Raw genomic sequence first — 19,192 nt, 5'->3', positions numbered from 1 at the left:
TTTATGTGGATGTTGTTTTAACGCTATCTGGCAATTTCTTTACGGAAAAAGGCGTCATTTTCATACCAGGTCGAATTAAATGAATAATAAAGCGTTATTTAATTTTAAAAGAAAACACCATCCTGCATTAATTGCCGCTCTTTATGGCGTCGCGATGATAACCCCAAATACCGGTTATTCAGCAGACGATGGCGATACCCTGACTATTAGCGGTCAGGAGCAAAATAATCAGGGGTACAGCGCAGGCTCAAGTTCTGTTGCCAGCAAAACGCCGACACCTCGTCTTGACGAAGCGCAGTCGGTCAGCGTGGTGACCCGGCAACAGCTGGATGACTATCAGGCTGAGAGCCTTTCTGACGCGATGCGTTTTGTTGCGGGTGTGAGCGAGGGCAATACGCTGGCGGGCACGGAGGATGGCTTTGTCCGCCGTGGCTTCGGTTCCAACTCTGATGGTTCTGTTTATCGTGACGGGGTACGCAGCAGCCAGGGCCTCAATTTTGATGCCACCACGGAACGCGTTGAAGTGCTGAAAGGCTCTGCTTCTTTACTGTATGGGATCCAAAACCCGGGTGGCGTGATTAATCTTGTGAGCAAAAAGCCGCAATACGACTGGCATACCAAAGTCAGCGGGCGTTATGCCAGTGAGGGCGGCGGCGCAGGGACAGTGGATATTACCGGCCCGCTGGGTAACGGGTTTGCATTTCGCATGATCGCTGAAAAACAAGATCAGGATTACTGGCGTAATTTTGGCAGCGACAAGCACACGTTACTCTCTCCGTCCCTTCAATGGTATGGCGAAAAGGCCAGTTTCCTGATCAGCTATTCTGATTATCGCTACGACATTCCTTACGATCGCGGTACCGCTTTTATTAACGGCAAACCGATCGATATCGGCTATAAAGACCGGCTGGACGACAAGTCAAACCGAGCCTGGGGGCATAATAAAACCCTGAACGCTCATTATGACTGGCAGTTCAGCGACGACTGGAGTACCCGTCTCACGCTTGGCTGGAACCAGCGCCGCTACGACAATGACGAAGTCAGGGTAACCGCAGTGAACACCACAACCGGTGCGGTGACGCGCAGGGCGGATGCTAACCGCGGCTTTAATCACAAGACCAAATATGTTTCCTGGGATTTGCTGGGCTCTCAGGACATTCTGGGCATGAATCACAATATTGTGTTGGGTACGGATTATGAGATGAACCAGACCTATCGTGCTCATCAATATCAGGGCAAGGCGAACAGCAGCTTTAACTATAATGATCCGCAATACGACATCCTCTCACCGGTCGTCGACAGCACAACAGAAAATACCGCGAACGGAAATAATCTGAACCGTATCCACAGCCGTTCAGTGTATGCAAAAGACAGTATTTCGCTGACTCCCAACTGGATTGCCGTCGTCGGCGGCCGTTATCAGCATTATGAACAGCGTGCTTCAAAGGGATTTGATCCGGTTGTTCAGACCCTGGATTCCGAAGGCAATAAATTCCTGCCACAGGCAGGGCTGATTTATAAAGTCACGCCTGATGTGTCCCTTTACAGCAGCGTCAGCAAGTCCTTTACCCCGTCCACGGATGTTGATGATGACGGCAACGTCGGCAAGCCGGAGCAGGGCACGACCTGGGAAGTGGGCAGCAAATGGCAGATGACACCGCGCCTGTTTGCCAGTGTGGCGCTGTATCGTATTGATGAGCGAGATATGTCGCTCAGCATCAACGGAAACACCCGCGCCATTGATAAAGCGCGCTCAAGCGGTGCTGAATTTGAGCTTAACGGTGAAATTCTGCCTGACTGGGATGTCAGCGCGAATTACAGCTATGACAAGGCGGAAATTGTCGATGATGGCGTGAATTCCGCCAATAATGGCAACCGCCTGCAAAACGCGCCACGCCATTCAGGGGCACTTTATCTGAGTCATAATCTGACTATTAACGGCCTGCCGGGGGATTTCCGCATCGGCGGGGGAGCACGTTATGTCGGCACGCGGGCGGGGGATCCGGAAAACAGTTTCACGCTGCCTGATTATGTCGTCGCTGACAGTTTCGTGGCCTGGAATAACCGCCTGTTCGGTGAGAAAACCCAGCTGAAACTGAACCTGAATAATCTGTTTAATAAACATTATTACACCTCCAGCGGCGGTAATCTTCGCGTGCGGGAAGGTGAAACCCGTAATTTAATGGTGCAGGCAAGTGTTGAATTCTAATCTGAATATGGCTTCTGTTCGCGGCAAGAAACGTATGCTGCATGTGCTGGTTAGCCTGCTGCTTATGTTGTTTCTGGCGCTGATAAGTCTGAAAGCGCAGGCGCGGACCATTATCGATATCGACGGCAATCATGTTGAAATTCCGGATAATCCGCAGCGTATTGTGCTGGGAGAAAGTCGCATGCTCTATACGCTGGCGATGCTGGAACCCGGTGATCCGGTCACACGCATCGTCGGCTGGCCCCTTGATTTGAAGAAATACGACAGTCAGATCTGGCAGATATTTGTGCAGAAATTCCCTGATATGCTGGCTATTCCGTCGCTGGGGCTGGGCGGGACGAATGACATGAATCCTGAAAAGGTGCTGGCGCTCAAACCGGATCTGGTCATTTTGCCGAGTCTGGCGCGCTATGACGATGCAGATTTACGGCTAAAAGCCATGCTCGACGCAGCCCATATTCCGGTTGTTAAAATAGATCTCCGTGTGCGTCTGCTTAAAAATACCACGCGCAGTGTGGCTATCTTGGGCGAAGTGCTTAATCAGAGCGCAAGAGCGCAGGCTTTCAATCGCTTCTACGATGCGCATATGCAGGTCATTCATGAGCGCCTGGCTTCCTACCACGGGAAAAAGCCGACCGTGCTGCTTCAGCTACATCTCGGACGCCGGAATGAATGTTGCGTGACGGCGGTAAAGGGAAGTCTTGGTGAACTGCTGTCCTTTGCCGGGGGAGATAACATCGCCAGCAAAACGGTACAGGGCGTCTTTGGACGATTAAATGAGGAAACGGTGATCATGGCGCAACCCGAAGTCTACATCGCTACCGGCGCGGGTGCTGCTGAAGATCAGAATGATTTGAAACTTGGTCCTGCGATCACCCCCGACATGGCGCAGCAAAGCCTGCGTGAATTAACGGCCAGACAGAATGGATTACGTGAACTGAAAGCCCTGCATAATGGCCGAACGGGGATAATTTGGCAGAATTTCTACTTAAGTCCATGGCACGTTGCTGCGACGGAGTTTATGGCGAAGACACTATATCCGGAACTGTTTGCGGATATCGAACCGGAACACACGTTGAAGCAGATTTTCCATGATTATCTGCCGATACCTTACAGCGGCACATTCCTTGCGACTGGCGGTCAGTAAACACGTCAACCATGGCATGAGGTTTACTGAGTCCCTCAGGATAAAACATCACGCTATGATGATATTGTTGGCGTTTTCTTTATAAGGGCTGCTCCTGAGCGGCCCTTTTTCACATTGATTCCTGCTTATTCCGCCTTGTGATAATTACCTTGCTGGTCTGCGCTTTCAAAAACCATTGAAACTGAGTTCACGCAGTGACGCAGATTCTTCTCGGTTAAATATTCTCCCTCAAAGACATGCCCCAGATGCGCCTTGCAGTTGGCACAGACAATTTCGGTTCTGCGGCCATCGGCATCAGGTACGCGCTCGACCGCGCCAGGGATTTCGTCATCAAAAGCGGGCCAGCCACAGTGAGACTCAAACTTATGTTCTGACGAATACAGCGGCGCAGAACATCTTTTGCAGACATAACGGCCCGGTGAAAAGTGCTCATTATATTCACCGGTATAAGGGCGCTCCGTCCCTTTATTTTCAATAACAAAACGTTCGAATTCGTTGAGTTCTTTATTCATTCTGATGACTCCTCAGATTACAGACATTGCAGGTGCTGGCTTTCAGTTTACACGATAAACCTGACCGCGTGGCGTACGCGACCGGACCTGAGCACCTGCTGCTAAGCGCAGATCAGCGGGAGTTCATCGACTCAGTCATCATCACGCTGACTTTTTCCATCACTGGCGCGGCCAGTGTGTTGCCTTGCGCTTCTTGCTGTTTTACCCACTGAGCCTGAGCGTCCTGATAGCGGGTAACCTGTTTCCAGTGGGTCACTTCGCTGTGTTGCAGCTCGCGGACATTTGCGCCGTCTTTTCGCAGGGCATCGAGCTGTGGTTCATAATTGCTGTCCATCACTGAACCGGCAGTTTTGTAGGCGATGCCGGCAGCGCGGGTGATGGCGTCTTTATCCTGCTGCGCCAGTTCGTTCCAGACTTTCTGATTCATCACCAGCAGATAAACATGGCCCAGCCACAGCTCTTTCGAGACTAAAACATCAGGTGCCATCTTCTGAATTTTAAGATCATAACCGCTGTCGACATTGACCATAATGCCGTCCAGCGTACCGGTTTTAAAGGCTTCCACAGTCTGCGGCCCCCACGGCATGGTCACCGGCGTGGCACCGGCATTACGCAGAAAACCCTGATGCCAGAAACTGGCTGAACGCCAGGTTGTCCCTTTAATATCCTCAAGGTTTTTGAGCGGATGTGTGCTGAAAAATGCCAGCGGATAACCCGTGGCAATCAGCACATTCACTACGCCTGCTTTTTTCAGTTCAGCAGGGAAAGCGGGGATTTCAGTAAAAACGCGACGGAAGAAAGCAATTTGCTTATCGCCGGAAGGCCCGACCGGAAAGCTTTTGAAGATCTGATGCAGCGGCAGTTCTTTCGCGGCATATTCCGGCACGACAATGCCGATATCTGCTGTCTTTCCCTCGCGCACGGTGCGTAATGCGTCGTAGCTGGTCGAAAGTTCGCCGCCCCAGTGCGCTTCAATCTTAAGGCGCCCCTGAGATTCTTTTTCGACAGCAGGAAAGAACACGTCGTGGATAAAACGTGTACGCATTCCGCCCAGCGGTTCGTGATCGGTATATCGCAAGGTGGTAGTGGCTGAAACAGCCGCCGGTAAAAGGAGCAGGGCGAGCGCAAACGCCAGAGGTTTTCTGATTAATTCCATGTAATCTCACATTTTGGTCAGGCAAAACCTGAGTTTATCTGCTGACCAAAAATGTGAATGTGCGTTAAAACAGGTTATGCAGAAAGATGTAGGTTCCGTTCGGGCCGAACAGGAATTCGGCCAGTGCGCCGATTTCATCTGGCGTACCCCCGCGACCTGCCGGTGACCTGGCGAGCATATTTTGATAAAACGCGCCGCGTTCATCACGGTTAGGCCGTATTTAACGGATGTTGAACCAGCCAGTCGTTTCCTCAATTACACGCCACAGTTTTTGGGGTATAGCAAGTTTCTCTACGTCTGATGCAGCAATATTGAGAGCAATTTTTCCTTCAGCTTTGCCATCCACGAATTGAACCCAGTCTGGGTTCATAACCATACCCTGACCTACTGCCGTCAATGATACGCCTGCTTTTACAGCATCCTCGGCTTGCTCTGGTGTTCGCAACTGCCCGGCAACAATCAGAGGTATACGTCCAGCAAGGTGATCACGCACGATTTCGATGACTTTGGGGCCATTCGGTGCATCAACTGGTCTGGCTTCAAGTGCATTACCGAGTGATACATGAAGATAATCAATACCCTCATCGACCAGGCGGTCAACCAGCTGAAGCGACTCATCAATGCGCAACCCATCTTCGTAATGCTCATCAGGGGAAATGCGGTATCCCATCAGGAAGGGATGGGTTGCATGCTCAGCAATCGTTTTACGCACACTCTCAATGACGCTGAGCGGGAAACGCATACGGTTTTTAAGAGAGCCGCCCCATTGATCTTCTCTACGGTTGGAATGAGGTGAGAAAAAGTTCTGAAGTAAAAAGCCATGGGCACCATGTAGCTCAACACCATCAAATCCTGCTTCTATTGCACGGCGAGTTGTTTCACCGAAAGCCTGAATAACAGTTTCGACTTCAGTGCATGTCAGTTCACGAGGGGTAACGGACGGTGCGAAAGGACCGGCGTCACCGGGAATAGCACTTGCAGCCACAATATCCGAAACCAGTTCAGGGCTGGTTTTTACACCTGCATGGAATATTTGTAAAATTGCCGGTGCTCCACCGCTTTTTGCAGCCATAGCAAGGCGCTTTAAACCGGGAATAAATTTGTCGTCATACGCAGCAAACTCTCCCGTAAACCCAATGCCGTTTTCCTGAACATGTGTACAGCCAGTAATGACCAGCCCGATATCCTGAACGCGTCGACGATAATATGCTTCTTCCTCATCAGATACCGTGCCGTCATCATTACCCGCCCAGGTCGTCATCGGAGCCATCACAATACGGTTGCGCAGCGTCACACTTTTACCAAGTGGAAATTTTTCTAGTAGTGGAGTTTGTTTCATGGATAGTCATACCTATGCGAGATTTTTCTTGAAGAAAGGAGCCAGCTTACTCGCAGCAACCGTTGCACCCTGACCATCATAGAGGTCCATATGGGTGGCACCCGGAATGATATGCAGCGTTTTTTGAACAGAGGCCGCAGTGTTGTGTAATTCCTGGCTGTGCCAGAGCGATCCTGCTTTACTGCCGGCTACAATCAGAAGTGGTTGTGTTAAATAGACATCCGCCCCTTCAAATCCGGTGAAAGACGCCAGCGTACTGATACTTGTCATCAGCATTTGATTGGTAGAAGTCGGATATTTTCCGCGTTCGGTCAGATAGTAGTCCGCAGCCTCCTGAAGATCTTTGGGGGCACTGGTGTCACCCAATTTGGGCACATAGTTGACATAAACCGGTGCGCCGCCTGCTGCTTCGACTGTGCGCTGTTTAGCAACCGCATCCAGAGTTGGAATGAGTTCAGATTCTGATGTTGTTCCTTCCCAGCCTTTACGGGTCGCCGCTCCAACATCTACGGCACTGACCGTTGCCAGCGCTTTGATTCGTCGTTCCGTCATCGACGCTTTAACCGTGATACCACTGCCTGCACAAACGCCTGATGCGCCGATTCGATTATTATCGACATAAGGCAGAGTCGTCAGGTAATCGACTGCGCTATAGAAATCGACGACTCGCTTCATGGGGTCATCAACAAAACGCGGTAATCCGCCACTAGCCCCCTGATGGGAGGCATCAAACGCCAGGGTGACAAATCCTTCTTTAGCCAGTTTGAGGGCATAAAGTCCAGCTGTCTGTTCCTTAACGCCACCTCCAGGGTGGACAACGACAATAGCAGCGTATTGACGGTTTTCGCTGAAATCCGGGGGGACGTAGATATTTCCGGACATCATTATCTCATTGTTCCGGAACAGAACGCTGGTGACTGTGATGCCATCTACGTGTGTAGTGGTGCCAGATGTATTAGGCGTAGGTGAGAGCATGGCTGAGGCATGACCCGCCATCAGTAATCCTGCTGAGGCCACTGAACTCGTCAGGATAAAATTACGGCGACTTAACCCACCTGTTTTTTTACTCATTGCAAGACTCCTTCATATACATGATGGCGGCCCTGGCCGCTGAAAGAACATGGATTGTTTCAGCGGCCATCTTAATCTCTTTAGTATTGAGAAATTAGATGCTTAATTTCGCATGGGCTTAGAAGGAGGTTTTATTAATAGGGTTATAATTCACTGAGTTCGACATGAAACAGGACAAACAGCGCTCAAAGGTTATGGGGCACGGAGTGCTTTGAGCACAAGTGCAAATGCCGGAGAATGTTGTAGACGGCTGGGGTAGTAAAGATGATAGGGGGGACGCGGTGGACACCAGTCTGTCAGCACCTGGACTAACATCCCGTTTTCAAGATAATTCTCCACGATATCTAGCGGCAGATAAGCAAGTCCCAGTCCATCAAGGGCGGCCTGCCTCATCATATTTATCGTGCTGAAAGTCGCTCGTCCATCAATACGGACCTTAATTTCCGTCTCATCCTTGCGAAACTCCCAGGTATAGAATCCGCCATGAGTGGGCAGGCGTAATCTGATACAGCTATGATCGTTTAAATCACGAGGCGTTCCCGGATAGGACTTCCCCATGAAGTAAGAGGGCGCTCCGACCACTGCAAAACGGAAGTCCCTGGCAAGTGGCAGGGAAACCATATCCTTATCGACCTGTTCGCCCAACCGAACGCCAGCATCATAACGCTCAGCGACAATATCTTTGAGTCCGTACTCGCTGATAATTTCAATGTTGATATCGGGATACTCAAGCATCACCGGGGCGAGTTTAGGCCAGAGAATTGTATCGGCTGCATGTTCAACGGCAGTAATACGCACAGTACCGGCTGGTTTTTCTCTCAACCCGCTGAGTGCGGCGATCTCACTTTCAATTTCGTCAAAATGTGGTCCTATACGGGAAAGTAGCCGCTCGCCAGCTTCTGTCACAGAAACGCTACGCGTGGTACGGGTAAGAAGACGAAGGCCAAGATCTGCTTCAAGAGTCCTTACCGTGTAGCTCAGTGCCGACTGCGAGACACCTAACTGAGCGGCCGCTTTTGTGAAACTTTTTTCACGGGCAACTGCGATAAAAGCTTGATAATCGTTCACATTTTTACGGCGCATTTATTGACCAGGTTTTTTGGATTAATATTTCTTACTTATAAAATAATTCCTGGCGTGGAGGTTTGTCTATTGGTAACGATCCAACGTTCCACATCCACGACAAGTATCCATTAGCACTCACTAATGCTCAATTGAACCAAGGCTTACCAACTTCCGCTTTTGGCACACAGCATACAAGTATGTGGCTGAAGGTCTGCTGTGAGCGATCAGCAGACGTTCGTAATCGAGTCGCCATGGATCTTGCTAACAATGCCGTGTGTCAATCAACAGGGATCATGTCAATCCCTGTTGCGCATCATGGTCTGGTGATGCCATTTTCTGGCACACATACCGTCTGACCACATCAGATATCGTCTAGGCCAAGCGCTTAAGCATGTGGATAGCGACTCCGCCGTTTCGTTCTTCACTGCGTTCAAATTCATAGCCCAATGATGCGTAAAGGCGAAGATTCACTTCAAACAGCGAGTTCGTATAGAGCCGGACGACATCTAAACCGGCTTGAATTGCCAATTGCTCTGCATGAGCCACCATTTTTCTTCCATAACCGCGTTTCTGAAAGCGCGGGTCAACAGCTACGTTTTCAATGAGTATATCTTCCTTGCGCTGAATTGTTTCAACGAGCGCGGCCAGCTCTTCACCACAGAACAAAAGGTCAACTCTGTGTTCTTTGATGAATGCAGCATGATCTGCCTTCATCGGAAGAGGTTCTCGACCAATCACAGGTACCCACTTGGTGTAAGCCATTCTGGTTAGTGCCGTAACGGCCTCTGCATCACTAATCGCTGCGATTCGCATCGTCTCGATCATGGTTTTATATCTCTCATTGTGACGGTGTATAGCACTCAAATTTAACATAAGAGTTCATTAGGAGTGTCCCCTTATGGCAATAATCTGCTTAATGTCAGGCCCAAGAGGCTGCTTCGAGCGAAAAGCGGAAGTTCCGAATAGTCATCGCCATTGATAATGCTCTACTCACCTTCCCGTGGGTTAACCGACAGAGAGCGAGGCCGGCGCTCAAGCCTTCCCCTTAGAAGATATCGGCATGCCCATTTCAAGCGCACGCACCTCAAAACCAAACTCCTCATACAAGCGGATTGCTGCCTTGTTGAAATGCCAAACAGCCAGTCGGAGTTCCTGCGCGTTACGTGCCAGAGCCCATTCACGCACTCTGTTCATCAATACTTTACCCACTCCTTGCCCTCTGTATATTTCAAGAACACATATTGAGCAAATCCTACAACCAGGGACTGGCTTCAGAAGTGGACTTGTTGGTATTGATATGTTCGCTGCAATAAACCCGATGGGAAGAGAGTTATGCCGGGCTATAAACGCAACATGATCATCAGTTTCAATAAATTCCATCCAATGGGGTTCATCTGCTCCCTCATTCAAAGTCACATCAGCATAAATATCTGGGCGCGCTTTATGATGGATGATATTGAGCTCGCGAGCCAAATCACTAATGATCGCAAGATCAGAACGGATTGCTTCTCGGATACTGAGTTCCATATCCAAATTTTTTATCTCCAATGAGGATCCTCGACCGAGGCTGTCAGCCAGTCGGATTAATTATAAAATCAGTTACGACTAGGATGCATTACAGAAAATTTGCACTTTTCGTTGAGTCCTGTGGACCTGGATTGCATTGTTCTTTTGTTCCTGGGAGATAAAAAGTGCCATTCTCAGCAGGATCCGTTCCTCCTGGGCATCCTGCCCTACCTGGTGAATTATCTGAACTGCCGCCGTCAGACCCCCTCCCTCCGTCTGCACCTGGTTTACCAGGTTGTGACATAGACCCACCGTTTCCACCATCAGCCCCCTTACCTCCCGCACCACCATCTGCAGCACCCACAGAAAAAGCGACAAGCGCGAAAATACACACAAAAAAGTGTTTATCCATATATGCATCTCCATTATTGAATAGACTCATGCTGGCCACATGGATTTTCTAAAATATCCGTTGAACCTGCTCTCATCAATTAAAATATCGTGATGTATATAACGTCCGCTCCTGGCACACAGCAGACAAACACGTAAAGCTGAAGGTCTGCTGAGAGCGAACAGCGGAAGTTAGCAATTGTTCTCACAACTGATTAAGGCATTACTAACATCACGATGTATTAATTAACGGGTTTAAGGTCATTCATACCTCATGAGTGAGGGGCAGACGGATCATCAAAGAATGAGAAGGGGTTAGAGATGAGATAAATCTTCCAGAGACAAATCGCGTCTTAATGGATTATTGTACTGTTTTTACTACGTTGAAGGAGACAGATTACCTTCATGTGTGTAAATATTCCTTGTAAATTTTTATGATGGTACTGTGGTTATGTTTTCTGTCCCCTTTCCTGTTATTACTTTGCTTGCGCTATTAGTTTTAATAGTAATGGTGCTATTCCCTGAAAAAAATCGCCACAGCGGTACACTGCGTTTTCTTATTGCCTGCACAGTCCTTCTTTCTGTAAGCACTCTGCGCTGGGAATACGAGTCCGCCATGCTTAGGAACATTCAATCCGTCTTGGCAATACTTCTGCCCCCTCTCGCATGGCACAGTTTCATCTCAATGACTGAAATCAGTAAGCAGCGTCGCTGGATATTGCTGCTATTACCCCCAACCATTGCCTTATTGCTCAGGATGGTTTGGCCGGCGGCGACTGATTTCATTCTATTTATCATTTTTACAGGATACGGATGTGGCCTCTTTCGTATTGCATGGCAGGGGGAGCGTAACTTCACACTGAATCGGCTGGCGGAGTCAACACATACGATAAAGATGGCTTTTTTCGCAGGCTGCTTTCTGTGTATATCTGCAATGACAGATCTTGCGGTTACATTTGACTTCAGCATCGCCGGTGGAAAACAGGCTCCGGGTATGATTGTCATTTTCCAAATGACACTGCTCCCTCTCATCGCCGCGGCTGTTGTCAGTGCGGGAAGGACAGCTGTATCAGGAAATGATAAGCGGGAAGAAACGTCCCCCGAGAGTATTGTGGTACCCGCGGGAGAGTTTGAGGTGATTTATAGTAGACTCGAGAAACACGTTCGTGAAACAAAAATCTATCTTAATCCCGACCTGACACTGAGTATTCTGGCCAGAAAAGCAGGTATACCAGCACGACAACTTTCAAGTGCAGTCAATTCGGTAAGTCAATGCAATGTATCACAGTGGATCAATGGCTTCAGGATTGAATGGGCAAAGGAACGGCTGTTAAACACCCCATTGCCTGTGACGGATATAATGTTGGAGTCTGGATTCACTACTAAATCAAATTTTAATCGTGAATTTCTGCGAGTTTCTGGCGTATCACCTACCTTGTTCCGACAGAAGATGCAGCGTAATCAAGCGTAGAATTCAGGAATGCACTGATCTTACGAACCAGATTTTGATGAATATTCGATCTCTTTGCATGGAGGCCATCTTGGCAAACAACATCGTCACCGGGTGATTCTTCGTTTAGGATATTTTCAGCGCCGGGTTTACAAAGCTGCATGAAACTGAAATGTGTCGCGCCTTCAACGATCTCATATTGCCTCCTGTTTGGATCCATTTCGGCAGCAAGGTATCCGGACTCCTGCTCTGCGGGTAATTCTGCCAATCTGTCCGCCTGTGCAGCTAAAATCAGGACGGGAATATTAATAGCATTCAGACTTTTAGGGGTAAAACCAGGTGCTAATCCTAGATCAAGAGAGACGACAGCCCGGATCCTTGCATCCCTGTTATTTGCGGATATTTTTTCCAGAGAAAGCGTTTCATTTATGCCAAGTTTTTCTGTTAACCGGCAGTCGCCCCGTTTGGGATGGTTTTGACAATCGTGGATAAACAGGGAGGGTTTAAATCGCGCACCCGCTAGCGACATTACCGTCCATCCCCCAAGAGAATGCCCTAAAGCAGCAATACGTCCCTTGTCCGTTGCCCCGAAAAGTGCGGGAGAATCTATGACGAAATCAATAACCCGAGAAATATCGTGCGGACGTCGCCACAACTTTTTAGCATCTATCGGATTCTGATCAAAAGTGGTAGTGCCTGGATGATCCGGGGCGGCAACAATATATCCCTCTGCAGCCATCGCCGCAGCAATCCAGGACAAATTCCGCCAGTTTCCGTTATATCCGTGTGAAATAACCAGGAGAGGATGTACTCCAGGTAATGGGGGTGCATCGGGGTTCACCGTAACGCCAACGAAAGCGGGATTACTTCCTATATTAACTGTTCTTCCCTCAGAAGAAACTGGATACCACACAGTCAAATTTAGAGTTTCGGAATTTGGGTCTGATAGCGTTATCTGACGAAAGCCTGGAGATGCCTGCACTTGTATGCAGTAAAGGAACACAGACAATAAACAAAAAGCTCGTATGCACATCATAAATAACCCTGTAGAGATGAATTGTGCAACTTGTATATATCAGGTTCCGTATCCGGGCGTCCTGGAACACGATTGAGGTCGTGAATTAGGTTTTTTTTCGGAATTTTTCATGTACATCTCTGACATCAGAGTGCCTGAGTATCACTCCTATTTCGAATGACATGTTTACATATGGTGGCGGTGATAATGTCCGCTCATGGCACACAGCAGACAAACACGTAAAGCTGAAGGTCTGCTGAGAGCGAAGAGCAGACCTAGCATCTCAATCCGATTTATTTTTATACTACCGAACAGATTTCTGAGTCAACGAAGAGCAAACTACAGTGCCATGTTGAAAATTCGCAAAATCGTAATCGTTGGATTATCCTGCAGACAGTTTCTAAAGGGATCAGTATATGAGCAATAGAGTAAGTTTACATTCTGCAGTACATCATCGACAGATCGTAGAAAATCTATTTCTATATTACGTTTACGACCTTTCTGAGTTCAGTCGAGCCATATGTAATAACGATGGAAGTTATAGTTTTAAGTCGTCATCACTTGATCCCCACTGGAGCCGTAATGACCATTGGCCGTATTTAGTTTATTGCGGTGAGGAACTTGCTGGCTTCTGTCTGGTGAGACGCTATCCCTATGATTTACAACGTTATGACATTGACCAGTTTTTTATTATTCGTCGGTTCAGAGGAATGGGCGTTGCTAAAGAGGCATTTCGTCTCGCAGTGTCTGATAGGCCTGGATTGTGGCAAACAAGGGTAATGCTTGAAAACACATCGGCATTGCAGTTCTGGCGTTCGGCTGTTAACTCAGTCAGCGAAGGTAATTTTCAGGAGAGGATTCTGGCTGATTATGATTTAGACATGCATTTCTTTTTATATGAAATAATATAAGTATTTTTGCAATTCAATGAGTATTAGAAAAGGAATATTCATCAATTTTTCTAAAAGAGAATTTCGCCGTTGATGAATATCATTTGTTCAAAAGCAGTCTTAGTCAATATTTCTCTCAATCTGACCTGCTTCTATTGATTAACGCACCGCGTGGTTACTATGGTCCGCTTTTGGCACACAGCGGACAAATGCTCGGCGATTATGGTCTGCTATGAGCTGTAAGTTCAACGGGTCGATGCAACGCTATCCTTAATCAGGGGGGACGTTGCCATGAAACGAAGAACTCGGATTAACTACACGCCAGAGCAAAAGGCAATTATCTGGGACAGATATAAGCAAGGTGACTCCCTGCATGATATCGCCAGAATGTTCGACAGATATCATTCTTCTATTATGCCCACTATCCACCAGACTGGTGGCTACCGTCCTCCCGTGCGAAAGCGGCACCGATTAGCGCTTTCGCTTGATGAAAGAGAGGAGATATCCAGAGGACTGGTAGCAAAGCTCAGTATCAGGGACATCGCTGCCAAATTATCAAGAGCAACCTCAACGATTAGCCGGGAGATCAAGAGGCACGGTGGTGCAAAAAAATACCGTGCAGCAAAAGCCGATGCAACTCTATGAATCACCCGCAGAGCGGTTCAATCAATGTGTTGCATCCATCGGTTGAACTCACAGCGAAGAGCGGACATTAAGGATTCGTGGGCCATCATGTTGACTAAATCTGGTTAGCACTACTTCAATAATTTTGACATCAGCTCAAAAAACATTGGCAGGTCATGGCTGATCGAGAAGGACGCATTTATGGCTTTACGTGCGATTAAACCGTCAATAAAGGCAAAAAGTATAATCGTGATTTCCTCCAGGTTAATGTTCCGGCGAAACTCTCCCGCCGCATTACCCTTCCACCTTTGTTTGAAAATCAGGAAATTTTTGCGGCGTTTACTCAAGCATTTGCGAGATTATCCGCACCTGAATATCGAATGGCTGCCGACCGGGACGGATCTCAATATTATCGATGAACAGATTGATATCGGGATCAGAATTGGTACCGTGCCGGATAACCGCTTTATTGTGAAATGCATTTGTCCGGTGGGCGTCACCTGATCTAATTTTCCGCCCCCATCAGCCTCTGCTACCCGCCCGCATACGGCTGGTCTTTGACTGGCTGACGCAGATCCTCAAAGAGCTGTTCAGCGAATAGCGGCGTTATTAAGGAAATAAAAAAGCGCCATGTTTGCACATGACGCTTGTGTGATTAAACGGCTGTGTTTACCGGCTGATGTTAGAAATCAACATTGACGCCCAGCTGGAAGCTGCGACCTGGCATCACGGCCAGCGCTTTGTTGTATTCATCCTGATTGGTGGTATCAGTCAGAGTACGGCTGCTCAGGTAATCCCAGTATTTGCGGTCGGTGATGTTGTAAACACCACCGCTGAGTTTCACGTTCTTCGCGACTTTCCAGTACGCCGTTGCATCAACCATACCGTAGCCCGGTACGTTCATGTATTCGGTGGTGGAACCCGTGATTGGCGTACCGGCGTTGGTGTAGCTCTGACGGTTTGTCGCTTCGGCTTTTTTACCTTTGACGAAAGTCGCGGTCAGCGCAGTACCGTACACGCCGGATGGATCATCCCACGCCACGCCAGCGACAAATTTCATTGGCGGCACGCTGTCGAGATCCACATATTTGTCGCCATCGTAGCTGGATTTCGATTCACCCTTGGCATAACCCAGTGCGAAGGTGGTGCTCAGACCGTCAACGCTGCTGAACCAGGTACCGTAGTTAATTTTGGTGCTCAGATCGCCACCATAGATAAACGCTTCATCGCGGTTTTCGGCCTGATAAATCGTATAGATATTGGAGGGCACATTGGTGAACATGCCCGGGTTGGCAGCACGGCTGTAGCGGGTGTTGGCAATAAAGTTTTTGTAGGTGTTGTAGAAAACGGAAGTCTTGAAGGTCACTCCTTCAGTCGCTTCACCTTTCATACCCCATTCGAAGTTATTGCTGGTCTCGGTTTTCAAATCCGTGTTGCCGATCAGCGCGTATTGCTGAGAACCGGCATAAGAAGAACCGAGGTTCCAGGAACCGTAAAGCTGGCTGGCATCCGGGAATTGCGCACCACGACGATATTGCAGGTAAGTCATCAGCTTAGGCGTGATGTCATAGGTGAACGCCAGGGACGGCAGAACCTGCGTATCGGAATTGGCTTTGCCATACAGGGTAGAAACCTGGCCTTCAGAGACGGTGCTGTTGGACAAGTCAGACAGATCTTTCGCTTTGGTGTTCTGATACGCCACACGCACTGCAGGCACGATGGAGAAGTCATGGCCATCGAGGTCAAACTTCATGGTGTCCTGCAGGAAGCCGCCCAGAATATAAGAACGGCTGTTCGCTTCCGGCTGCATGATAGTGGTGTAAACGCTTTGCTCCGGGCTTTCACGGAACGGACGTTCAGTGTTGGACATACGACCGTTGATACCGGCGCTCAGCTCATGACGACCCAGGGTTTTCAGCCAGCTGGTTTCCCCGCCGAAAGTGTTGACGTCATAGTTGGAATAGACGTTCATCATCTGCTTACTGGCGTTTGGCATGTAGGTATTGTCGTGCGCCTGCGTGTACTGGTAATACACTTTCGAAACAATGGCATCGACGTAATCGTTGAACGGCGTCCATTCGTCTTTCAGCGTCGCGCCCCAGCGGCGGGTGTTACTTTGCTGCTGTGCAGTGCCGAGAATGGCGCTGCCTGAGCTGTTCCACGCATCGTAATGGGTATGGTTTACTTTTTCGTAATAATCGAGCGTACCGGTGACTTTATGTTCGTCATTTGGCTGCCAGATAACGGAAGTCATTACTGCGTCGGAGTGCCAGTTAGCCGGATACGCATCGTGCGTTCCGCTGTTATTGCTGGTTTCCTGGCCGTCGCGGCGGCTGATGGCGATCAGACCACGCAGGGTTTCGTCACCTGCGGCGGCGGTGATGCCGTTGTGCCAGGAGCGGTCGGAAGAATCATAATCAGACTGGTAACCGAAATAGGTTTCCTTGCCCGGACGCAGATAATCATCGGCAGATTTTGGCAGGAAGGAAACGGCACCGCCTATTGAGTTGTTGGCGCGATCAGCGGAGGTGGCGCCGGATTCGATATCTACCTGGCCGTAAATGTAAGGATCGATGTAATCACGGCCAATACCGGACGTGCCCAGACCCGCGCGGCTTGCGTAGCTGCGGCCAGTGGCGCTTGGCTGTGGAATGCCGTCGACATCGATGCCGACGCGGTTGCTTTCCAGACCACGGATGTTATAGCCAGTATAACCGTTACGGTCGAAGCCGCTTTTGCCGTTGCCGGAACCGCCGCTGGAGCCGGTAGCGGTGATCAGGGGCTCATAACGCATGATGGTGCCGAAATCATTGCCGCCTTTTTGCTGCATTTCTGCTGCGGTGATGGTGGTTTTCGAGCCCGGTTTTTTATCCGGCATCGTTTCGGTAACCGTCATCACTTCTTCATTGGTCTGCGCCAGATCCTGCGCAGTACGTACCACCGGTTTTTTCCTGATGGCTTCAGAAGCTGGCGTTTTATTGGCTGCCAGATCGGTGGTGTCTTTAATCGCTTGTGCTGCATTTACGTTAAAGGTGGTGGTGAGAATCGTCCCCATGAAAATGACGTTTTTCACCAAACCCTGCTGTGTAAAGGATTTGAACATTTGTTTTTAGCCCTGCACTATTTTTAAAAGTTCTGCTCGCATTTACTGCCTTTCGACAAATCAGACGCGCTGGTCATCTGCTTTCAATTCTTCCGTAAAAAGCCCTTGTCCTTATAAAATATGGGTTTATTTGACGTCCTTACCCACTTCGGCTTGGTGCGAATGATAATGATACTGAGAATTGTTATCAACAAATTGATAAATAAAAATGGGCTTCTTAACGAAATCTTTGCAATGTGTGGCTCAGAATGAACTACCGCGAGATCAAAAGCGCGGGGGATGATGCCTGTGTCCTTACGTTTTTCAGGGTTGCGAAAAATATTCCTAAGATATATCTTTCGTTCAACCTTACTTCAAAAGAGAAAACGTGATGACTCAACATCGCAACGAAACCCCTGCCGTAAACTTGCCTGTCCGCGTCAAAAACGACCTGGTTTTCCGTCATATCACCGTCAAAAGCAGCGAAAACGTGGCTGGCTGTTTTCAGCGTATCGTGTTGAACGGCGACGATCTGAAGGGTTTTACCTCGCGTGGTTTTGATGACCACATCAAACTGTTTTTCCCGGCAAATCCCGGTGATGTGATCACGCCGCCGACCGCGACCGACGAAGGCATTGTCTGGGGCGAAGGGCCGCGTCCGCTTAACCGCGAATACACGCCGCTGCATTTCGATGCACAAGCCAATGAACTGACGCTGGATTTCTATCTTCACGATGGCGGTGTCGCCAGTGAATGGGCGGCTGGCGCGAAGCCGGGCGATAAGCTGATCATCGGCGGACCGCGCGGTTCACTGATTATCCCGACCACTTACGCATGGCAGTTGTATGTCTGCGATGAAACCGGTCTTCCGGCGGTGAAGCGCCGTTTGCGCGAGCTGAAACAGGCCGCGTCTGCCGCGAAAGTGACCGTGCTGGTCAAAGTGAAAGATGTCAGTTGCGTTAGCTACTTAAACGATGAAAAAGAGTTCGACATCGAATGGATTGTCAGTGAAGAACAAAACGGTTATCAGGAAGATGACGCGGCAGTAAAAAAACTGAAAAGCATTTCTTTGCCGGAAAGTGATTACTACATCTGGGCGACCGGCGAGGGGAAATTCGTCAAAGGGCTGAATGATTACTTCGTCGAAAATCGCGGACTGGACGCCAATCTGGTGCGTTGTGTCGCTTACTGGCACAACAAGTAACGATGATGAATCATAAACACCGTCGCGAAAGGATGTTTGAAACGGGTGATATCCGCCTGCTGATGCTGCATTTTTTACAGCAACGTTCCGCTCACGGTTATGAACTGATCAAAGCCATCGAAGAACTCTCCAAAGGCGAATACACGCCGAGCGCCAGTATCATTTATCCGAACCTGACCTTCCTGGAAGAACAGGGTCTGGTAACGGCGAAGCAGGAAGAGGGCGGTAAGAAACAATATTCAATTACGCCGGAAGGCACGCAGTCGCTGGCAGAGCAGGGTGATTTGCTCGGTTCAGTAACAGAGAAACTGCATTCACTGGCGATTTTATCGAATAACCGCAGTATTCCGGAAATGCAGCGCGCGATTAACAATATGCGCATGGCGCTCAACCTGCGGTTGGCGAAAGGGCCAATCGGGCAGGAAACGCTGTATAAAATCACCGATGCGTTAGACCGCGCGACCAAAGAAATCGAGCGCAGCTAAACGGATTACCAAAAACTATAAAGCCTCCGACCGGAGGCTTTATACGT

General features: G+C 49.0%; 16 protein-coding genes and 3 pseudogenes. 8 read left to right on the top strand and 11 right to left on the bottom strand.

The genetic code is table 11. From position 1 onward, the window contains the following. Positions 1 to 79 precede the first annotated feature (79 nt). Both ACM615_RS14870 and ACM615_RS14865 read left to right on the top strand, forming a co-directional pair. Positions 80 to 2,209, top strand: a complete 2,130-nt coding sequence (locus ACM615_RS14870; RefSeq protein ID WP_159281645.1) for a TonB-dependent siderophore receptor — start codon at positions 80 to 82, stop codon at positions 2,207 to 2,209. Positions 2,210 to 2,243: 34 nt separating this feature from the next. After that, positions 2,244 to 3,356, top strand: coding sequence for an ABC transporter substrate-binding protein (locus ACM615_RS14865; RefSeq protein WP_159281787.1), 1,113 nt, complete (start codon positions 2,244 to 2,246; stop codon positions 3,354 to 3,356). 125 nt (positions 3,357 to 3,481) lie between these two features. On the opposite strand, the gene ACM615_RS14860 is transcribed toward ACM615_RS14865, so the two are convergent. The 8 genes and pseudogenes from ACM615_RS14860 to ACM615_RS14825 all read right to left on the bottom strand — a co-directional run bounded on the left by ACM615_RS14860 (position 3,482) and on the right by ACM615_RS14825 (position 10,047). Beyond that, positions 3,482 to 3,868, bottom strand: coding sequence for a methionine-R-sulfoxide reductase (locus ACM615_RS14860; RefSeq protein WP_112289111.1), 387 nt, complete (start codon positions 3,866 to 3,868; stop codon positions 3,482 to 3,484). 112 nt (positions 3,869 to 3,980) lie between these two features. Continuing rightward, positions 3,981 to 5,024, bottom strand: a complete 1,044-nt coding sequence (gene dctP / locus ACM615_RS14855) for a TRAP transporter substrate-binding protein DctP (protein ID WP_159281644.1) — start codon at positions 5,022 to 5,024, stop codon at positions 3,981 to 3,983. A gap of 85 nt (positions 5,025 to 5,109) precedes the next feature. Further along, positions 5,110 to 5,235: pseudogene (locus ACM615_RS14850) on the bottom strand (SDR family oxidoreductase); the annotation flags it as partial. A gap of 9 nt (positions 5,236 to 5,244) precedes the next feature. Next, the gene (locus ACM615_RS14845; RefSeq protein ID WP_159281643.1) at positions 5,245 to 6,363 is read right to left on the bottom strand and encodes an NADH-dependent flavin oxidoreductase; all 1,119 of its coding nucleotides are present in this window, start codon (positions 6,361 to 6,363) and stop codon (positions 5,245 to 5,247) included. A gap of 12 nt (positions 6,364 to 6,375) precedes the next feature. Then, positions 6,376 to 7,434 carry an alpha/beta hydrolase gene (locus ACM615_RS14840; RefSeq protein WP_259274992.1) on the bottom strand — a complete coding sequence of 353 codons (1,059 nt, stop codon included), beginning with the start codon at positions 7,432 to 7,434 and terminating at the stop codon, positions 6,376 to 6,378. 192 nt (positions 7,435 to 7,626) lie between these two features. Further along, positions 7,627 to 8,517 carry a LysR family transcriptional regulator gene (locus tag ACM615_RS14835; RefSeq protein WP_113877707.1) on the bottom strand — a complete coding sequence of 297 codons (891 nt, stop codon included), beginning with the start codon at positions 8,515 to 8,517 and terminating at the stop codon, positions 7,627 to 7,629. Between the two features lie 354 nt (positions 8,518 to 8,871). Further along, positions 8,872 to 9,324, bottom strand: coding sequence for a GNAT family N-acetyltransferase (locus ACM615_RS14830; RefSeq protein WP_181955525.1), 453 nt, complete (start codon positions 9,322 to 9,324; stop codon positions 8,872 to 8,874). Between the two features lie 207 nt (positions 9,325 to 9,531). Further along, a complete protein-coding gene (locus ACM615_RS14825) occupies positions 9,532 to 10,047 on the bottom strand; it encodes a GNAT family N-acetyltransferase (RefSeq protein ID WP_112152502.1) in 516 nt (171 codons plus the stop codon). 799 nt (positions 10,048 to 10,846) lie between these two features. Here ACM615_RS14825 and ACM615_RS14820 point away from each other — a divergent pair. Then, positions 10,847 to 11,866, top strand: a complete 1,020-nt coding sequence (locus ACM615_RS14820) for a helix-turn-helix domain-containing protein (protein WP_159281640.1) — start codon at positions 10,847 to 10,849, stop codon at positions 11,864 to 11,866. Here ACM615_RS14820 and ACM615_RS14815 read toward each other — a convergent pair. After that, a complete protein-coding gene (locus tag ACM615_RS14815; RefSeq protein WP_310503050.1) occupies positions 11,826 to 12,878 on the bottom strand; it encodes an alpha/beta hydrolase family protein in 1,053 nt (350 codons plus the stop codon). The two genes, ACM615_RS14820 and ACM615_RS14815, sit on opposite strands and share 41 nt — an antisense overlap. A gap of 398 nt (positions 12,879 to 13,276) precedes the next feature. Between ACM615_RS14815 and ACM615_RS14810 the strand changes: the two genes are divergently transcribed. Both ACM615_RS14810 and ACM615_RS14805 read left to right on the top strand, forming a co-directional pair. Beyond that, positions 13,277 to 13,771, top strand: coding sequence for a GNAT family N-acetyltransferase (locus tag ACM615_RS14810; protein WP_431012099.1), 495 nt, complete (start codon positions 13,277 to 13,279; stop codon positions 13,769 to 13,771). Between the two features lie 270 nt (positions 13,772 to 14,041). After that, positions 14,042 to 14,389 (top strand): annotated as a pseudogene (locus ACM615_RS14805) (helix-turn-helix domain-containing protein); the annotation flags it as partial. A 116-nt stretch (positions 14,390 to 14,505) separates the two neighbouring features. Here ACM615_RS14805 and ACM615_RS14800 read toward each other — a convergent pair. Beyond that, positions 14,506 to 14,676: pseudogene (locus tag ACM615_RS14800) on the bottom strand (TetR/AcrR family transcriptional regulator); the annotation flags it as partial. Positions 14,677 to 14,704: 28 nt separating this feature from the next. On the opposite strand from ACM615_RS14800, the gene ACM615_RS14795 reads away from it, so the two are divergent. After that, entirely contained in the window at positions 14,705 to 14,878 is a 174-nt protein-coding gene (locus ACM615_RS14795; RefSeq protein WP_157960989.1) for a hypothetical protein, read from the top strand. 178 nt (positions 14,879 to 15,056) lie between these two features. Here ACM615_RS14795 and ACM615_RS14790 read toward each other — a convergent pair whose 3' ends face one another. Next, positions 15,057 to 17,477, bottom strand: coding sequence for a TonB-dependent receptor domain-containing protein (locus tag ACM615_RS14790; RefSeq protein ID WP_132964474.1), 2,421 nt, complete (start codon positions 17,475 to 17,477; stop codon positions 15,057 to 15,059). Positions 17,478 to 17,847: 370 nt separating this feature from the next. On the opposite strand from ACM615_RS14790, the gene ACM615_RS14785 reads away from it, so the two are divergent. Further along, the gene (locus tag ACM615_RS14785) at positions 17,848 to 18,660 is read left to right on the top strand and encodes a siderophore-interacting protein (protein ID WP_113877699.1); all 813 of its coding nucleotides are present in this window, start codon (positions 17,848 to 17,850) and stop codon (positions 18,658 to 18,660) included. Positions 18,661 to 18,665: 5 nt separating this feature from the next. Then, positions 18,666 to 19,145, top strand: coding sequence for a PadR family transcriptional regulator (locus ACM615_RS14780; RefSeq protein WP_120162984.1), 480 nt, complete (start codon positions 18,666 to 18,668; stop codon positions 19,143 to 19,145). Positions 19,146 to 19,192: the final 47 nt, after the last annotated feature.

It is taken from the genome of Rahnella sp. PAMC25617, assembly GCF_050606005.1.
GTDB lineage: Bacteria > Pseudomonadota > Gammaproteobacteria > Enterobacterales > Enterobacteriaceae > Rahnella > Rahnella variigena.
Note: the sequence above shows the minus strand (reverse complement) of the source record. Positions and strands in the feature narration are given on the sequence as shown.